The following is a 16954-nucleotide window of genomic DNA, read 5'->3' as shown; positions in this document are numbered from 1 at the left end:
TTTCTTTATAAAGGGTTCACAAAATCTTAAAAAACCTTTACAATAATAAAAAATAGAATATTCAATCCATTTAACCAGGAGGTATGCATAATGAAAATTATGAGTAATGAGCAGCTGGTCGTCTCGTATCGTGATGCATTAAAGTCAGGGTCTGAAAAGGAATGGATTAGGATATTAAAAACGGAGATTCAAAAACGGGGCTTAAGACCGTTTAAAGAGTAAATTTCAAAATCCATATTAGTTAGCCAAATACTTAGTGAATATGTAGAGCGGGAGCTATTCCCGCTTTTTTTATTATCTTCGGACGTATGCTGTAAGTTTGTTTGCTTTTTTTATATTTTCAAATTCCTCTTCACTTATAACCCCTAATTTCTTTAACACCGCACTATACTGCAGAATTTTCATTTGCCTTCTTTTCAAGGTTATCACCTGCTTTTTAATATACTATTCATAACCTGTACTTTGTTTCCTTAATGCAAATAATTTTCCATAAAGAAAGCGGAAGCGCCTTGCTCACCCCCGACACCTCGAGGGGTAGGCGCTGGAGCTGGATGCAGACACTCTTCACAGAGTTATTAATAACGTTCATTTTTATAGTTTCGTATGCTCCTAAAAAAACCAGAGCGGAACTCCACTCTGGTTTCATTAGTTATTAGGCTTCAAAAAGAAGGCTTTCCGGATCTTCAATCAGTTCCTTGACGCGTTTCAGGAATGTTACAGCTTCCTTTCCGTCAACAATGCGGTGGTCATAAGATAGTGCGATGTACATCATTGGACGGTTTTCCATTCTTTCAGCATCTATCGCAACCGGGCGCAGCTGGATGGAGTGCATTCCAAGGATACCAACCTGAGGTCCGTTCAGAATTGGCGTAGACATCATGCTGCCAAATACACCGCCATTTGTGATGGTGAAGCTTCCTCCCTGCAGATCTGAAAGAGCGAGCTTATTGTCTCTTGCCTTCACTGCAAGGTCCATGATATCCTTTTCGATTTCCGCAAAGTTTTTGCGGTCTGCATCACGGACAACCGGAACGACAAGACCTTCAGGAGCTGAAACAGCGATACCAATATCATAGAATTTTTTCAGAACGATTTCATTGCCTTGAATTTCAGCATTTAAGTAAGGATTCTTCTTAAGTGCTGCAACGACCGCTTTTGTGAAAAATGACATGAAGCCAAGCTTAACATCGTTTTCTTCAAAGAATTTATCTTTCCGCTTCTTGCGAAGGTTCATTACATTTGTCATGTCCACTTCATTGAATGTGGTCAGCATGGCTGCTGTTTGCTGTACTTCTACAAGGCGATTTGCAATTGTCTGGCGGCGGCGGGACATTTTAATCCGTTCCACTTCTTTTCCGCCTGATGCCTGTTCAGCCGGTTTGGAAGCTGCTGCAGGTTTTGATGTTTGAGCCTGCTGTTTTGCCTGGTTAGGTTTAAAGGATTCAACATCCTGTGTTCTGATTCGGCCCAGTGGATCGGCTGTCGGCACCTGGCTCAGGTCAATGCCTTTTTCTCTTGCCAGTTTTCGTGCTGCCGGTGAAGCGATTGGACGCTGTCCGCCAGTTTTTTCTTCAGCAGCAGGCTGTGCTGGCTGCTCCTCTGCCTTAGGCTCTTCCGCTTTTGCTGCTTCAGGCTTTTCTTCCGCTTTTTCCGGAGCAGGTGCAGCTTGTCCGCTTTCATTAACGACAGCAATGGTTTCACCTACATTAACCGTGTCGCCTTCCTGTGCTTTGATTTCCTGTAAAACTCCGCTATGTTCAGAAATAATTTCAACATTTACTTTGTCCGTTTCAAGTTCGACAACATAGTCACCTTTATTGACAGTGTCACCAGGCTGTTTCAGCCACTGTGCCACCGTACCTTCTGTAATGGATTCCGCCAATTCTGGAACTTTGATTTCTGCCACCTTAATTTCCTCCTTCTTGCTTGCGTGTTAGGGTTTCTTCTATTATGCGTGCTTGTTCTTTCTTATGAACAGTCGGGTCACCTTCTGCCGGGCTTGATCTGCGTCTTCTTCCGATGTAGCTGACTTCGATTTCGCTGCCTGCGATTTCTTTCAGTCTAGGTTCAACGAAATTCCATGCACCCATATTTTTAGGTTCTTCCTGAATCCAGACAATTTCATCCACATTTGGATAACGGGTTAAAATGTCTTTGATCTGATTCATTGGGAACGGATAGATTTCTTCCACACGTAAAATATGGAACCAATCCTGATCCGGATAGTTTTTCAGGTTTTCGGCTAAATCAATTGTGATCTTTCCTGTTCCAAGAATGATGCGTTTCACTTTTTCATGATTTTGACCTAAACCAGGCTGTTCGATAACGGATCGGAATTCTCCTTCGCTCAATTCAATTCCATTTGATGCGACAGTCGGATTGCGCAGCAGACTCTTCGGAGACATGATCACTAACGGGCGAACTTCCTCTTTTCCGAGTATGGCAGCCTGTCTTCTTAAAATATGGAAGTACTGTGCTGATGAAGAAAGATTGGCAACTGTCCAGTTATTTTCAGCTGCAAGAGTCAGGAATCTTTCCAGGCGCGCACTTGAATGTTCTGGTCCTTGTCCTTCATAACCGTGCGGAAGGAGCATGACAAGACCTGATTTTTGGCCCCATTTTGCTCGGCCGGCAGCAATAAACTGGTCAAACATTACCTGTGCTGCATTGGCAAAATCACCATATTGAGCTTCCCATAAAACAAGGGTTTCCGGAGCAAATACATTATATCCATATTCAAAGCCTACAACAGCGGCTTCTGATAATGGACTATTATGGACAGCGAATGATGCCTTGGCAGTTGAGAGCTTATGCAAAGGTGAATACGCTTTTCCAGTTGTATGATCATGCAGGACAACGTTTCTTTGAGCAAATGTTCCTCTCTCTGAATCCTGGCCAGTCAGTCTGACAGGTGTGCCATCAGATAGGATGGTTGCAAATGCCAGTGTTTCTGCGAGGCCCCAATCAATTTTGCCGTCCCCTTCAAGCGCTTCCAATCTGCGCTGTAAAATTTTGCCGAGTTTATCAAATACCTTGAAATCCTCCGGCCATTTTAATAATTCTTCATTGATTTGTTTTAGTTTATCAATTGAAACGGCTGTATTAATTTTTGGCAGACCCTTTTCGACAGTTTCAGGAGGATCGGTTAATTCAGCTTCCTTCTTTTCTTTTGGCACTTTTTCATAGGCTGCCTTCATTTTTTCCAGCACTTCATTATGGACTCCTTCAGCTTCCTCTTTACTGATGATCTTTTCATTTAAAAGCTTTTCAGCATACAGCGCTTTCACGGTTGGGCGATTGCGTACAATATTATACATAAGAGGATTCGTCGTCATAGGCTCGTCCATCTCGTTATGTCCAAAACGGCGATACCCGATTAAATCGATGAGGATATCCTTCTGGAATTTAGCACGATACTCACAGGCAATTCTTGCCGCTGCAACTACTGCTTCAGGTTCGTCCGCATTAACATGCATAATTGGCATTTCATACCCTTTGGCCAGATCACTTGCATATCTGGTAGAGCGTGAATCATGTGATTCGGTTGTGAAACCAATTGTATTATTGGCAATGATATGGATTGAACCGCCAGTATTATAGCCAGTCAGCTGTCCGAGATTAAGTGTTTCTGCTACAATGCCCTGACCAGGGAATGCTGCGTCTCCATGAATGATAATGGCTAGAGCAGCTTTTGGATCTACTTCAGGATAACCGGCCTTTGTTCTGTTGTCCTGTGAAGCTCGCGTGTAGCCCTCCACTAGTGAACCAACAAATTCCAGGTGGCTCGGATTGTTAGCTAATGTCAGTCTGGCTATTGTCGTATTCTCATCTTTGATTTGTTTATCAAGACCAAGATGATATTTAACGTCACCTGTCCAGCCGTAATTGATCCCGATGGATCCCTCAGAAGGAACCAGTTCTTTATTCGGGGCATGCTGGAATTCTGCGAAGATCATCTCATATGGCTTTCCAAGCACATGAGCAAGCACATTTAACCTTCCACGGTGGGCCATTCCGATGTTAATCGTTTTTGCTCCATCAGAAACGGATTCAGAAACAATTTCATCCAGTAACGGGACCATTGTATCCAGACCCTCAATGGAGAATCTCTTTTGTCCGACGAAAGTTTTATGAAGGAACTTTTCAAATTCCTCAACTTCAGTCAGTCTTCTTAAAACTTTCAGTCTTTCCGCTTTTTGCATTGACAGCTTGTGGCTGTTGGCCCCTATTTTACGGCGAAGCCAGTCTTTTTCGTTTTCATCAAATATATGCTGGAATTCAAAAGCAATGGGTCCCATATAAGCGCTCTTCAGGAATTCAATTGCTTCAAGTCCGTTGCGTAAAGGATATGTGGCATCTTTGGTAATGACACCAGCAGGGATCTCTTTTAAGTCATTTTCAGTTAAGCCATATTTGCTCAGTTCAAATAAAGCAATTTCCGATTTATTGTTACCCAGTGGATAAATATCGGCAGCCAAGTGGCCATATGTGCGGATATTATCTGCCAGGCGAATAGCAGCAAGTGTTTTCTCAAGCTGTCCGGCATTCATTGGCTGATTTGCAGATGAAGCCATTTGCACCGTTCCTTCACTCGTAAGAGGGGAACCATTTTTTTCAAAGTACTCTTTCATTTCAGGATCAATCGAGGATGGATCCTCTAAATATCTTTCATAAAGTTCAATAACGTAGCCAAGGTTTGGGCCATGAAATCCCTGTTCAAAAGGTCCCTCACCATTCAATGGCTTTTTCATGGAAAATTACCTCCATAACTGTTTTGTAAGTGAATAATTCAATACGTTTTTTCTCTCTAAAAGTACAATACCCATCATAAGAAGGGATTAACAATTCATTTTTACGAATAATAATATTTTTCAGAGGATAAAACGTTTCCACAGCTATTCTAACACGTAAAATCTAGTTGTACAAAGATAAAAACATGAATATAGTGGAAAACTATTAAAAAAATTTTTTAATAATTACTTATTCTAATAAAATGATTTGTAAATGGGTAAACATTTATAAATAAGAAATAACTGAACATATAAAAAAAGCCGAAAAGTTTCGGCTTTAAAAAGTTTCTACCAGGTTAATATAGATTTGTTTCGATTCATTGGTATTTTTTCTGTTTTCTTTAAGGGAAGATTCAATGGCTTCTCTGGTATCTACGGGAAAATCAAAATGACCGCATGTTGTACATTTTTGGAATAAGCTGCCGGCAACATTCACTTCAATGCCATCAATTGTCCGGAAAACGGCTGGCCCATCTGTTTCAGCAAATCTGTGACGGCAGTGACTATGTTCTTGCATAATAGCTTCCCTCCAAGAAATATTATTTTCCTCATTATTATAAAGGAAATATTCTGAACTTTAAAGCGATCTACCTATAACAGTTTATGCCAGGCTCATTTTAAAAGAATAATATGTGTCTTTTTAAGGCACATTAAAATTATTCAAATTCAGGAGGTTTTTCCATGAATATAGGCAGAGCAAAAGAGATTGCTGAGTCTGCTGAAATGCACAGTGTTACTTTAAATGGCATACCGATCATCATTCAGCATGTAGATGAGCAGACTAAGACAGCACGCATTTACACAAAAGCAAATTCTGAAAAAGAAATGAATGTGTCGGTTAACGATTTGATTGAAGAATGAATACCCTAAAAAAACTTTCCAGAATGTAATGGAAAGTTTTTTTGGTTCAAGATCATATTTTAGGCAGAAGGACTCAAGATGCCTGGCCCGATATTTTTTATAACATGAAATATTCAAAAAAGTGTTGACTATTAACGGTTTACTGTAGTAAAGTTTAGAGAAAATTTAATATTTGATTTCTTATCCAGAGAGGTCGAGGGTAAGGCCCGACGACGCCTCAGCAACCAGCAATCGTATTTTGATTGAAAAGGTGCTAATTCCTGCAAGTTTTTTAGAAACTTGAAAGATAAGAAGAATGGCTGTTCACATTAAAAAGTCTTCTTCTTATAGAAGGCTTTTTTTATTTTAAAGAAGGAGTGTTTACCAGTATGTACAATATTGACACCAAATTAGCGCAAATCGGAAACAGGAGCGAATCAGCAACAGGAGCAGTGAATCCGCCTGTATACTTTTCAACCGCCTACCGGCATGAAGGCATTGGACAGTCAACTGGCTTTGACTATAGCCGAACAGGCAATCCTACCCGCCAGCTGCTTGAAAAGGCGATCGCCGATCTTGAAGAAGGCGATCAAGGCTATGCCTGCAGTTCTGGAATGGCTGCCATCCTTACGATTCTTTCCCTCTTTAAATCAGGAGATGAGTGGATTGTTTCCAAGGATTTATACGGCGGAACCTACCGTCTGCTTGAACAGGGCTTCAAAAAATGGGGACTGCAGAGCAAATATGTGAATACGAGCACTCCGGAAAATGTTGAAGAGCTAATCACCGAAAATACGAAAGCTATTTTTCTGGAGACTCCCACTAATCCGCTCATGGAAGAGACAGATATTCAGTTAATAGCTGATATCGCGAAACGGCATAATATTCTCCTGATCGTTGATAACACATTTTACACCCCCCTTCTTCAGCAGCCTCTAAAGCTTGGTGCTGATATTGTCATCCATAGTGCGACAAAGTATCTTGGAGGACATAATGATGTACTTGCCGGTTTAGTTGTCGCAAAAGGCAAACAGTTATGTGAGGATCTTGCCATGAACCACAATGCTGCCGGTGCAGTCCTTAGCCCATTTGATTCCTGGCTTTTGATCAGAGGCATGAAGACACTCTCTCTTCGCATGGAACGTCATGAAAAAAATGCCCGGGAATTAGCGGCTTTCTTATCAGACCACGCTGCCGTAACGGAAGTTCTTTATCCAGGCAAAGGAGGAATGATATCTTTCCGGGTCCAGGATGAATCCTGGGTGAATCCTTTTCTGCAGAGCCTCTCCCTCATCTCCTTTGCTGAAAGCCTTGGCGGAGTCGAGAGTTTTATAACATATCCCGCAACACAAACGCATGCGGACATCCCAGAAGAGATCCGCATTGAAACAGGTGTCTGTAACAGGCTTCTGCGTTTCTCGGTTGGAATCGAAAATGCAGAAGATTTGAAGGCGGATCTTCAACATGCTTTTGCAAAGGTTTTAAAGGAGGCAGTACGATGAGTACGAATTACACATTTCAAACGAAATTACTTCACAATAATCAAAAGTTCGACCCGGAAACAGGAGCTGTCAGTGTACCGATCCAGCATGCCTCCACTTTCCATCAAAAAGATATAGATGCATTCGGAAAATATGATTACAGCCGCAGCCTGAATCCAACAAGGGAAGCACTTGAAGAAGTCATCGCCGAGCTTGAAGAAGGGATTAGAGGGTTTGCCTTTTCTTCTGGAATGGCTGCCATTTCCACAGCATTCCTCCTCTTGTCACAGGGAGATCATGTGGTCATTACAGAAGACGTATATGGCGGAACCTATCGCATGACAACAGAAGTCCTGTCCCGTTTTGGCATTGAGCACACATTTGTTGATATGACTAATCTAGAGGAAGTAAAAGAAGCAATCCGTCCAAACACAAAAGTTTTTTATGTAGAGACTCCTTCCAACCCGCTGCTGAAGGTGACAGATATACAGGCCATCAGTTCACTGGCAAGACAGCATGGAGCCCTGACATTTGTGGATAATACATTCCTTACCCCTGCCCTTCAAAAACCGCTCTCTTTAGGGGCGGATATCGTGCTGCACAGCGCAACCAAATTCTTATCCGGACACAGTGACGTCGTAGCCGGCTTAGCTGTTGTGAAGGATCCGGAGTTAGGTGCAAGATTGGCTTTTCTCCAAAATTCCTTTGGAGCTGTTCTGGGTGTTCAGGATGCCTGGCTTGTTCTTAGAGGCATTAAAACGCTGCAAGTAAGGCTGGATCAGTCTGTGAAATCAGCTGAGAAGATTGCTCGTTTCCTTCATGATCACCCAGCAGTAAACAAAGTTCATTATCCCGGTTTTGCAGAACATCCCGGCTATGAAATTCAGAAAAAGCAGGCTGTGAATGCAGGTGCCGTCTTGTCTTTTGAACTTGAAGATGAAAAGTCGATGAGAGTATTTGTGGAAAATGCGAAAATTCCTGTTTTTGCAGTAAGTCTGGGAGCAGTTGAATCCATCCTCTCCTACCCTGCCAAAATGTCGCATGCAGCCATGCCTGCATCTGAAAGAGAACAGCGCGGAATTACAGACAGTCTTCTCCGTCTTTCTGTTGGCCTGGAGAACGCAGACGATATTATAAAAGATTTTAATGCAGCTTTATCTGCAGTCGAACAAACAAAGCAATCCATTTTACAGCGGGGGTGATACTTTGAGTTTCCTGGATAAATTAAAGAATGAAATCATCATAGCAGATGGCGCGATGGGAACTCTTCTTTACTCCTATGGCACCGACAGCTGTTTTGAGGAATTAAATCTATCGCAATCTGAGCAGATCCAGCACATCCATGAAGCGTACATAGGCGCAGGGGCTGAATTGATCCAAACCAATACGTATGCGGCGAATTATCTGAAACTGCAGCGGTATGGGCTTGAAGACTCTGTGAAAGAGATTAATAGTGCGGCAGCCCGGATTGCCAAAAAAGCTGCCGCGGGACGCGCATATGTTGCAGGTACAATCGGCGGGATCAGAGGATTCAAGCCGAACATGATTACATTGGAGGAAATTAAAAGAAGCTTCCGTGAGCAGCTTTATTGTCTGCTGCTTGAGGATGTAGATGGTATTTTGCTTGAAACCTATTATGATCTAGAAGAACTTGAGACGGTTCTGGCTATAGCCAGAAAAGAAACCGATCTGCCGATTATCGCACAGGTTTCACTTCAGGAAGCTGGAGTTCTTCAGAACCAGACTCCTATAGCAGAGGCATTAACAAAGCTTGACGGCATGGGCGCAGATGTGGTGGGAATCAATTGCAGGCTTGGCCCCCATCATATGCTGAAAACGCTCGAAAGTGTACCTTTGCCAAAACATGCCCATTTATCTGCATATCCAAATGCCAGTATTCCAGCTTATACGGACGGCAAATTCCATTATGAAGGTGATGCGGAATATTTCCGGCAGTCCGCAATAGAATTCCGGAATCAGGGTGTCCGCCTTCTTGGAGGGTGCTGCGGAACAACACCTGACCATATCAAGGCGTTTGCTGATGTATTAAAAGGACTTCCGCCAATCGAGGAAAAAGAAATAAAGGCAGTTAATAAAATTATAGTTTCAGAGAAACCGGAATCATCCAGAGAGCTCCCTCCTCTTCAGGATATTGTCAGAGAAAGGCCATCGGTAATTGTTGAGCTGGATCCGCCAAGGAAGCTTGATACTGCCCGCTTTTTCGAAGGTGCAAAGGCATTGAAGGGTGCTGGAATCGATTCTATTACTCTTGCAGATAACTCTCTTGCTTCACCAAGGGTATGCAACTCTGCACTTGGCTATCTTGTCAAACAGCAGACTGGATTGCGTCCACTTGTGCATGTAACCTGCAGGGATCGAAATATAATTGGTCTTCAATCCCATTTAATGGGTCTTCATGCCCTCGGTTTAAATGATATTCTTGCCGTAACAGGAGACCCTGCCCGTGTCGGTGATTTTCCTGGCGCCTCTTCTGTGTATGATGTTTCTTCATTTGAATTGATCAGTATGATCAAGCAGTTAAATGAAGGATTATCGTTTTCAGGGAAAGACCTGGGCCAGAAAGCTGCCTTTTCAGTGGCAGGCGCTTTTAATCCCAATGTCCGCTCATTGGAAAAAGCGGTTGGGCGGCTCGAAAAGAAACTGGAGCACGGTGCGGATTATTTCATCTCGCAGCCTGTTTTCTCTGAAGAAAAACTGCTTGAGGTTCATGAGGCTGTGAAGGATTTAAAAGCACCTGTCTATATAGGCTTGATGCCTCTTACCGGCAGCCGGAATGCAGAGTTTCTCCATAATGAAGTTCCGGGAATCAAAATTTCCGACAGTATTAGAAGCAGGATGGCTTCATTAAAGGATGATCCAGCACGAGCTGGCGCTGAAGGCATTGCCATTGCCAAGTCGCTGATTGATGCAGCGGCAGAGCTGTTTAATGGCATTTACCTTATCACTCCATTTATGCGCTATGAAATGACTGTCGAGCTATCAAACTATGCCCGTGAGACAACCGAACGGCTTTCAAGGAGGAAACAGCATGTATAAACCATCACTGCAGGAACAGCTAAAAAAGAAGATTCTGATCATGGACGGAGCAATGGGCACCATGCTTCAGAGAGCCAATCTTTCAGCGGATGATTTTGGCGGCGAAGAATATGAAGGCTGCAACGAAAATCTAAATATTACAGCTCCATCTGTTATTGAACATATTCACCTTGAATATTTAAAAGCCGGTGCAGACATTATTGAAACCAATACCTTTGGTGCAACCAGCATTGTTCTCGCAGATTACGATCTGGAAGAAAAAGCTTATGAATTGAATAAAATTGCTGTTGAAATTGCCAGAGAAGCTGCAGACCGTATATCAACTCCTGAATGGCCGAGATATGTGGCAGGCGCTATGGGACCAACGACGAAGACACTGAGTGTTACCGGCGGGTCTACATTTGAAGACATGATAGCTGCTTATGAAGAGCAGGCCAGAGGGTTAATAGACGGGGGAGCGGATCTTCTTCTCCTCGAAACCAGTCAGGATATGCTGAATGTGAAGGCTGGTTTTATCGGCATTGAAAAGGCATCAAAAAAGACGGGAATAAAACTGCCGCTCATTGTTTCCGGAACAATTGAACCGATGGGCACGACCCTTGCAGGCCAATCGATTGAAGCCTTTTATATTTCGCTTGAACATATGAAGCCTCTGGCAGTTGGACTCAACTGTGCGACAGGTCCCGAATTCATGCAGGACCATATCCGTTCTTTGTCAGGATTGGCATCCACAGCAGTCAGCTGCTATCCCAATGCAGGATTGCCTGATGAAGAAGGACAGTATCATGAAACTCCCGAATCATTGGCGAGCAAGCTTGAGGGTTTTGCCAAAGAAGGCTGGCTGAATATTGTAGGCGGCTGCTGCGGAACCACACCTGAGCATATCCAGGCAATTGCTGAGTCTGTTAAAGATTATAAACCAAGGAATTATGAGGGGAACTCCCTGCATAAAGTTTCCGGAATTGAACCTCTGATTTATGATGATCCAACTTTAAGACCCATAATGGTCGGTGAACGAACAAATGTAATTGGTTCCCGCAAGTTTAAAAGACTGATTGCAGAAGGAAAGTTCGAGGAGGCTGCTGAGATAGGCCGTGCCCAGGTAAAAGGCGGTGCCCATGTTATTGATATTTGCCTGGCAGATCCAGATCGTGAAGAAATGCAGGATGTTGAGAATTTCATCAAGGAATTAGTGAAAAAAATAAAAGTTCCGCTCGTGATCGATTCAACAGATGAAAAAGTGATTGAAAAAGCTCTCACCTATTCACAGGGTAAAGCCATCATAAATTCGATTAATCTGGAAGATGGAGAAGAACGCTTTGAGGCGATTGCCCCTCTCGTTCACCGCTATGGTGCTGCAGTGGTTGTCGGAACGATTGACGAAGAAGGAATGGGTGTTACGGCTGAACGTAAACTTGAGATTGCAAAGCGTTCTCATGATTTGCTTGTAAATAAATATCATATCCCGCCTCAGGATCTTATTTTTGACCCCCTCGTCTTCCCTGTCGGGACAGGGGATGAGCAATACATCGGGTCTGCAAAGGCAACGGTAGATGGAATCAGACTTATTAAAGAGGCTCTGCCGGAGGTTCAAACCATTTTGGGAATCAGTAACGTTTCCTTCGGCCTCCCTCCTGTTGGCAGGGAAATTTTAAATTCTGTATTTCTTTATCACTGCACCCAGGCAGGCCTGGATTATGCGATAGTGAACACAGAAAAACTCGAAAGATTTGCTTCCATATCTAAGGAAGAGGTTTTAATGGCTGAAAAGCTGCTATTTGAAACTACTGATGAATCACTTGCCATTTTCACTGATTTTTACCGGGATAAGAAAAAAGAAAGCAAAAGTGTTCTTCCGGATATGACACTTGAAGAACGCCTCGCCTATTATATACTTGAAGGAACAAAAGAAGGGCTGCTGCCGGATCTCGAACTTGCTCTCCAGGCATACCCTGCTCCGCTTGATATCATTAACGGGCCTTTAATGAACGGAATGAAGGAAGTCGGGAGATTGTTCAATGATAATCAGCTGATTGTCGCAGAGGTTCTGCAGAGCGCCGAGGTTATGAAAGCATCTGTCGCTTATCTTGAACCGCATATGGAAAAAGATGAAGCCCAATCTTCATCCAAGGGGAAAATCATCCTGGCAACCGTTAAAGGTGATGTTCATGATATAGGGAAAAATCTTGTGGATATTATTTTAAGCAATAATGGATATGAAGTGATAGATTTGGGAATCAAAGTCTCCCCTGCTGAACTGATTGAAAACATCAGGCGTGAGAATCCGGATATGGTTGGCCTTTCAGGTCTGCTTGTTAAATCTGCACAGCAGATGGTCATAACCGCACACGACATGAAACAGGCTGGAATTGATATTCCGATTTTAGTTGGCGGCGCAGCCCTTTCAAGGAAATTCACGGATACTAAAATTTCAAAGGAATATGACGGTCTCGTGCTGTATGCCAAGGATGCTATGAACGGTCTCTCTTTAGCCAATCAGCTTCAGGAGCCTGAAGAGGCTGAGAGGCTGCGAATCCAGCAGGAAGAAAAACAGGCAGCAGCGCTTAATGCGGTACCATATGACCGCGGATCAGTGGCGGTTGCAGTAAAGCCAAAACCGACCGTCAGCACAAAGGTGCCAGTTTTTGTTCCAAAAGATTTAAAAAGGCATTTGCTGAAAACCTATTCCCTATCACATATTGAACCCTATATTAACAAGCAGATGCTTATTGGCCATCACCTTGGCTTAAAAGGAAACCTGCAAAAGCTGCTTGCGGAAAAAGATGAAAAAGCCATTAAAATTAACGCTATGGTTGATGAACTGATTTCTGAAGCAAAAGAGAAAAACTGGATTGAGCCAAAAGCAGTTTATCAATTCTTCCCTGCCCAGTCAGACGGCGATAAGGTGTTTATCTATGCTGAAGACGAAAAAACGGTCATCGAGACATTTGAGTTTCCTCGACAGGAAACAGAGCCATTCTTATGTCTGGCAGATTTCCTTAAATCAAAAGAAAGCGGTCAAATGGATTATGTATCCTTCTTTACTGTGACAGCCGGGAAAGGAATACGCGCTATTGCAGATCGTTTAAAAGCCGAAGGCAGATTCCTGGAAAGCCATGCCCTGCAGTCGCTGGCCTTGGAGACGGCTGAAGGCCTTGCTGAGCTGATCCACCGCCAGATCCGCGATCGCTGGGGGTTCCCTGATCCGGTTGAAATGACGATGAAGGACCGTTTTGCGGCGAAATACCAGGGGCAGCGCTTTTCATATGGCTATCCTGCGTGCCCTGATCTGGAGGACCAGAAAAAGCTGTTTAAGCTTATACAGCCAGAGGATATCGGTGTTCACCTTACTGAAGAATGCATGATGGAACCTGAGGCTTCTGTATCTGCAATGGTGTTTGCCCATCCTGAAGCCAGATACTTTAATGTATTGAGATAATAGATACCCGGCAGGTAAAATGGCCGGGTATTTGCCTTTGCCTCCTCACAGCCTATACAATGAATACATAGCAAGGAGGGAGATTATTATGAATGTTCTCTGGGATTTAGATGGCACGATTCTGGATACTTGGCCCACTTTGGTTCGGTCTTTTATTCGCATATCCGGCAAAGAGCTGGATCCTCAGGAAGTGCTCACGCCCCTGAAAAACGGGACAGCCTATCAGAAATTTGATGTTCCTCCAGAAAAAATTGCTGATTTCCGTCAAATGGAAGCAACTTTTATGCATGATGAAAAGCCATTGTTTCCATATGTAAGGGGAATATTAGAGCGAAATAATGTTAACGTGCTTGTCACCCACCGTAACCGGCAATCAACGGAGGAACTGCTGGAGTATTGGAAACTTACTTCCTATTTTGAAGAAGTTATCTGCCCGGAATTTGATGGTTTCTCTTTAAAGCCGCATCCGGAGTCCTATGAATATCTGCACCGTCGATATCATATTGATTTGGCCATTGGCGACCAGGATACAGATTTAATGCCTGCCAGACAGATCGGCATCAGCACCTGTGCGTTTCGCAGCACTAATCCCTATGCAGACTTCTCGATTGATTGTTATTCAAAATTTGAGATTGCGATAAAGTGAAACTTCAATCAGTGGGGGTGTTCCTTATCCCCCACTGATTGTTAGTCGCGTTCAAGTGTCGCTAAGATCTCCGCTAGCGCTTCGATCAATCGACACTACGAACCCGATTGGTTCAACTAAGCCTCCGCCTTCGCGCCGGCAAGTTTCACTGTATCTCACCAATCGGGCCTTTACATTATAAAGCGAGCCCCTAGGAGCCGCAGCTAGATTGGGAAGTTTGACTCCCACTTATCCTCCTTTGGCTCCTCTGAGTTTTGAAGTGGGGGTCTTACTGCCCGTTAGACTGCGATAAAAGGAAACAGGACTTCACCTTGGTGAAGTCCCACTTTGCTTCTGAGCGAGCTAATTAGCTGATTTCCGCGTATTGATCCTGACAACTCTGTCCGTTTGTGAATCAAACTCAATATCAATGTATAAACCGAACTCTTTGCCGCCATCCTCTATCCATAGCTTAAACCTTTCGATTTCTGTGGTTTGTCTCTTTTCTCTGCCGATATGCAGGTAGTCAAGGATTTTAGCTCTTGGGTATTTCTCTTTTGCTGTCTGCATAGCAAGTCTGCCCCATTTTGCATAGGCTGGTTCCGGTCTCTCTGCATAGGCTTCTACAGTGATTGCCCGAATGGGAATGTATTCTGATAAGAACATCAATACCATAAGGCTGATCATTAATTTCTTCATCTTAAACCTCTTTCCGGTAAGTATCCTAATCGCTATTGACGCTATTCATCGTTTCTTCCTTCATCCGTTCTTCCTCTTCTTCTACACATATATAAGCAATTTGTTCTTCCATTAGATGATGGAGAATATCCTTATCATCCGTACAGGAAACGTCTTTTCTTTTTTGCATTTTCATCTCTCCTCTCCCTTGTTCATAATGGTTTTTTTAGATCCATTCGCAAACCTGGATATTGTTTTTTTATCCACAAAGATGAGGTGGAAAACATACATGAAGATTGACTTCAGCAAAAACAGCATAAACAGCTTCATCTGTGAAAAGCGCCGAAGTTTCCATATTCCGATCTTTTTGAACCAAGTATAAAAAGGATAGGCGAAAAAGGCATCGACCACCCCATTTAGAAGTAAATACAGTAACGGCTTACTATAGGTTAATTTTAATATCCATATAGACCCTGCAAAAAAAGGTCCTAATACTAATGGCAGTTCACCACTAAGCTTGGGATGAAATCTTGCCTTAATCGTCCACCATTTGTTTTTTTCAGCTATAATCCCTTCTATTAATACATAAAACCCCATAAATAGAGCAGAAGGATAAAATCGCTTAAAATCTTTTTTGCCTATAAATGGAACAGTCAGCCAGGAAAGGATAATTATCAGCACCAAATATAGCTTCTTTTTCATCTTACCCCACCTTTTTTTAAAGGTTTTGTATTTAGAGGAATTTTATTCATCCTATTTACGGGAGCCAATGAATTTTTTTCGATATTGCGTGAAATTCGTGTTTTGAAAGTTCCAATATGTGCAATAGATTAACAAGCATAGAAGGAGCTGATCAGCATGCTGACAATGTACAAGTGCAAGAATTTCAATAAAACGGGTAAAATTCTTCTTCCCAGCAAGTGGCGCAGCCAATTTGGTCTTTTGCCGGGAAAACTGGCTGATCTTCGCTTCGATCATGATCAGATAATTATTGAAAGAGCCAATTTGGAATCAACCCACAATAAAAGACTTATTTCGGAAAATGGCTCCATCCATATCCCCAAAGAACTTCAGCAGCTGCTGGATATAACAGAGGAAGAAGAATATTGCCTGTATATTGATGAGGAAGATAAGAATTTTGTTCTAAAGATGATTTCAGAAAACTAAAAAGCTGCAGCCAGTTTTTCAGCAGCAGCTTTTTAACAAATATATTTTCCTGTCAGATTCGTTAGTGCCATGCAAAACTTTTCCCAGCCATTAGGGAAAGACTGTATCCCCTGACTCTCAAAACTATTTTCCTTCGTGACCAGCTTTATGGACCATGTCACACTATCCATTAACATCCCCGGATTTTTGTATTCTTTCTGCCACTTCCAAAGTTTCAGCCGGTATAATTCTTTTTTAAATTCTTCAATGCTTCCTGACTTTGTCGGCAGCTCATTTCTTGATGAAAAATTACTTAAATGCCATTCAAAATAAACAAAACGCCCATTGATGAAATCCACTTCAATTTTGTACCATGGCCCCGGATAACCGCCGAGGCTGACGCTCAAAAGGATGGGATCTTTATCAGGATCAATCGTGACAATATTGTTTTTTATATGGAAAAGCTCTCTTTTCCTGCTGATGACTGACTTCACATGTGCTAATTCAACAGGTTTTGCGCCGGTTCTCTGAAAATTGCTTGGCCTATTCATTTCATCCAGCAGAGAAGGAATGGATATAGCCCCCTTTTTCTCCAGGATATCTAAAATATTCTCGAAAATACTCATTTATCTTCCTCCACTTCAAAAACCAGGGTAGGTTTATCGCAGTCTAACGGGCAGTATGACCCCCACATCAAGATTCTGATGAATCAATGGAGGATAAGTGGGTGTCAAACTGCCCATAAAGGCCGAAAAGCGAACAAAGACTAAGAACGCCACGTCCTCCCAAAAGCTGTCGCATTTGGTCGTGCGATGCTCATGCTCCGAAGCCTTCCTTGTCCTGTGGGCCTCAACTAACAATCAGCAGGGAGAAAAGCACTCCCCACTGATTGAAGTTT

The 16954-nt window shown here is 42.8% G+C and carries 15 protein-coding genes and 1 riboswitch; of the genes, 8 read left to right on the top strand and 7 right to left on the bottom strand.

The features are described from left to right. Positions 1 to 90: 90 nt before the first annotated feature. Positions 91 to 222 (top strand): sporulation histidine kinase inhibitor Sda, encoded by a 132-nt coding sequence (gene sda / locus AC3WTL_RS05200; RefSeq protein ID WP_035330849.1) that lies wholly within the window; start codon positions 91 to 93, stop codon positions 220 to 222. A gap of 430 nt (positions 223 to 652) precedes the next feature. Here the strand turns inward: sda and odhB are convergent, their stop codons facing one another. The 3 genes from odhB to AC3WTL_RS05185 form a co-directional block, all read right to left on the bottom strand. Beyond that, complete coding sequence (odhB, locus tag AC3WTL_RS05195; RefSeq protein WP_048012047.1) at positions 653 to 1906, bottom strand: 2-oxoglutarate dehydrogenase complex dihydrolipoyllysine-residue succinyltransferase; 1254 nt, start codon at positions 1904 to 1906, stop codon at positions 653 to 655. A 1-nt stretch (position 1907) separates the two neighbouring features. After that, positions 1908 to 4751 (bottom strand): 2-oxoglutarate dehydrogenase E1 component, encoded by a 2844-nt coding sequence (locus AC3WTL_RS05190; protein WP_250802334.1) that lies wholly within the window; start codon positions 4749 to 4751, stop codon positions 1908 to 1910. 316 nt (positions 4752 to 5067) lie between these two features. Continuing rightward, a complete protein-coding gene (locus tag AC3WTL_RS05185; protein WP_048011627.1) occupies positions 5068 to 5307 on the bottom strand; it encodes a hypothetical protein in 240 nt (79 codons plus the stop codon). Between the two features lie 164 nt (positions 5308 to 5471). On the opposite strand from AC3WTL_RS05185, the gene AC3WTL_RS05180 reads away from it, so the two are divergent. The 6 genes from AC3WTL_RS05180 to AC3WTL_RS05155 all read left to right on the top strand — a co-directional run bounded on the left by AC3WTL_RS05180 (position 5472) and on the right by AC3WTL_RS05155 (position 14253). Beyond that, complete coding sequence (locus tag AC3WTL_RS05180) at positions 5472 to 5651, top strand: H-type small acid-soluble spore protein (RefSeq protein WP_163145131.1); 180 nt, start codon at positions 5472 to 5474, stop codon at positions 5649 to 5651. Between the two features lie 177 nt (positions 5652 to 5828). Continuing rightward, a riboswitch (SAM riboswitch) is annotated at positions 5829 to 5944 on the top strand. A gap of 75 nt (positions 5945 to 6019) precedes the next feature. Further along, on the top strand, positions 6020 to 7132 hold the full coding sequence (locus AC3WTL_RS05175) for a methionine biosynthesis PLP-dependent protein (protein WP_197245832.1): 1113 nt from the start codon (positions 6020 to 6022) through the stop codon (positions 7130 to 7132). Beyond that, positions 7129 to 8313 (top strand): cystathionine beta-lyase, encoded by a 1185-nt coding sequence (gene metC, locus AC3WTL_RS05170; RefSeq protein ID WP_048011624.1) that lies wholly within the window; start codon positions 7129 to 7131, stop codon positions 8311 to 8313. The genes AC3WTL_RS05175 and metC overlap by 4 nt, the downstream gene beginning before the upstream one ends. A gap of 4 nt (positions 8314 to 8317) precedes the next feature. Beyond that, positions 8318 to 10168, top strand: coding sequence for a bifunctional homocysteine S-methyltransferase/methylenetetrahydrofolate reductase (locus AC3WTL_RS05165; protein ID WP_048011623.1), 1851 nt, complete (start codon positions 8318 to 8320; stop codon positions 10166 to 10168). Then, positions 10161 to 13607: a methionine synthase gene (gene metH / locus AC3WTL_RS05160; RefSeq protein ID WP_492369156.1), complete on the top strand. Its 3447-nt coding sequence runs from the start codon at positions 10161 to 10163 to the stop codon at positions 13605 to 13607. The genes AC3WTL_RS05165 and metH overlap by 8 nt, the downstream gene beginning before the upstream one ends. A gap of 88 nt (positions 13608 to 13695) precedes the next feature. Then, complete coding sequence (locus tag AC3WTL_RS05155; RefSeq protein WP_048011621.1) at positions 13696 to 14253, top strand: HAD hydrolase-like protein; 558 nt, start codon at positions 13696 to 13698, stop codon at positions 14251 to 14253. A 342-nt stretch (positions 14254 to 14595) separates the two neighbouring features. Here AC3WTL_RS05155 and AC3WTL_RS05150 read toward each other — a convergent pair whose 3' ends face one another. From AC3WTL_RS05150 to AC3WTL_RS05140, 3 genes are read right to left on the bottom strand one after another with little or no spacing between them, the layout of a single operon-like run. Beyond that, on the bottom strand, positions 14596 to 14931 hold the full coding sequence (locus AC3WTL_RS05150) for a DUF3889 domain-containing protein (protein WP_492369155.1): 336 nt from the start codon (positions 14929 to 14931) through the stop codon (positions 14596 to 14598). 25 nt (positions 14932 to 14956) lie between these two features. After that, positions 14957 to 15100, bottom strand: coding sequence for a hypothetical protein (locus AC3WTL_RS05145; RefSeq protein ID WP_048008298.1), 144 nt, complete (start codon positions 15098 to 15100; stop codon positions 14957 to 14959). Positions 15101 to 15102: 2 nt separating this feature from the next. Next, positions 15103 to 15612, bottom strand: coding sequence for a hypothetical protein (locus tag AC3WTL_RS05140; protein WP_048008297.1), 510 nt, complete (start codon positions 15610 to 15612; stop codon positions 15103 to 15105). 156 nt (positions 15613 to 15768) lie between these two features. Between AC3WTL_RS05140 and AC3WTL_RS05135 the strand changes: the two genes are divergently transcribed. After that, positions 15769 to 16077, top strand: coding sequence for a hypothetical protein (locus AC3WTL_RS05135; RefSeq protein ID WP_048008296.1), 309 nt, complete (start codon positions 15769 to 15771; stop codon positions 16075 to 16077). A 32-nt stretch (positions 16078 to 16109) separates the two neighbouring features. Here AC3WTL_RS05135 and AC3WTL_RS05130 read toward each other — a convergent pair whose 3' ends face one another. Further along, the gene (locus tag AC3WTL_RS05130) at positions 16110 to 16682 is read right to left on the bottom strand and encodes a hypothetical protein (protein ID WP_048008295.1); all 573 of its coding nucleotides are present in this window, start codon (positions 16680 to 16682) and stop codon (positions 16110 to 16112) included. Positions 16683 to 16954: the final 272 nt, after the last annotated feature.

It is taken from the genome of Cytobacillus sp. EB106-05-05-XG126, assembly GCF_058791715.1.
This window is presented reverse-complemented; position numbering and strand designations above follow the sequence as displayed.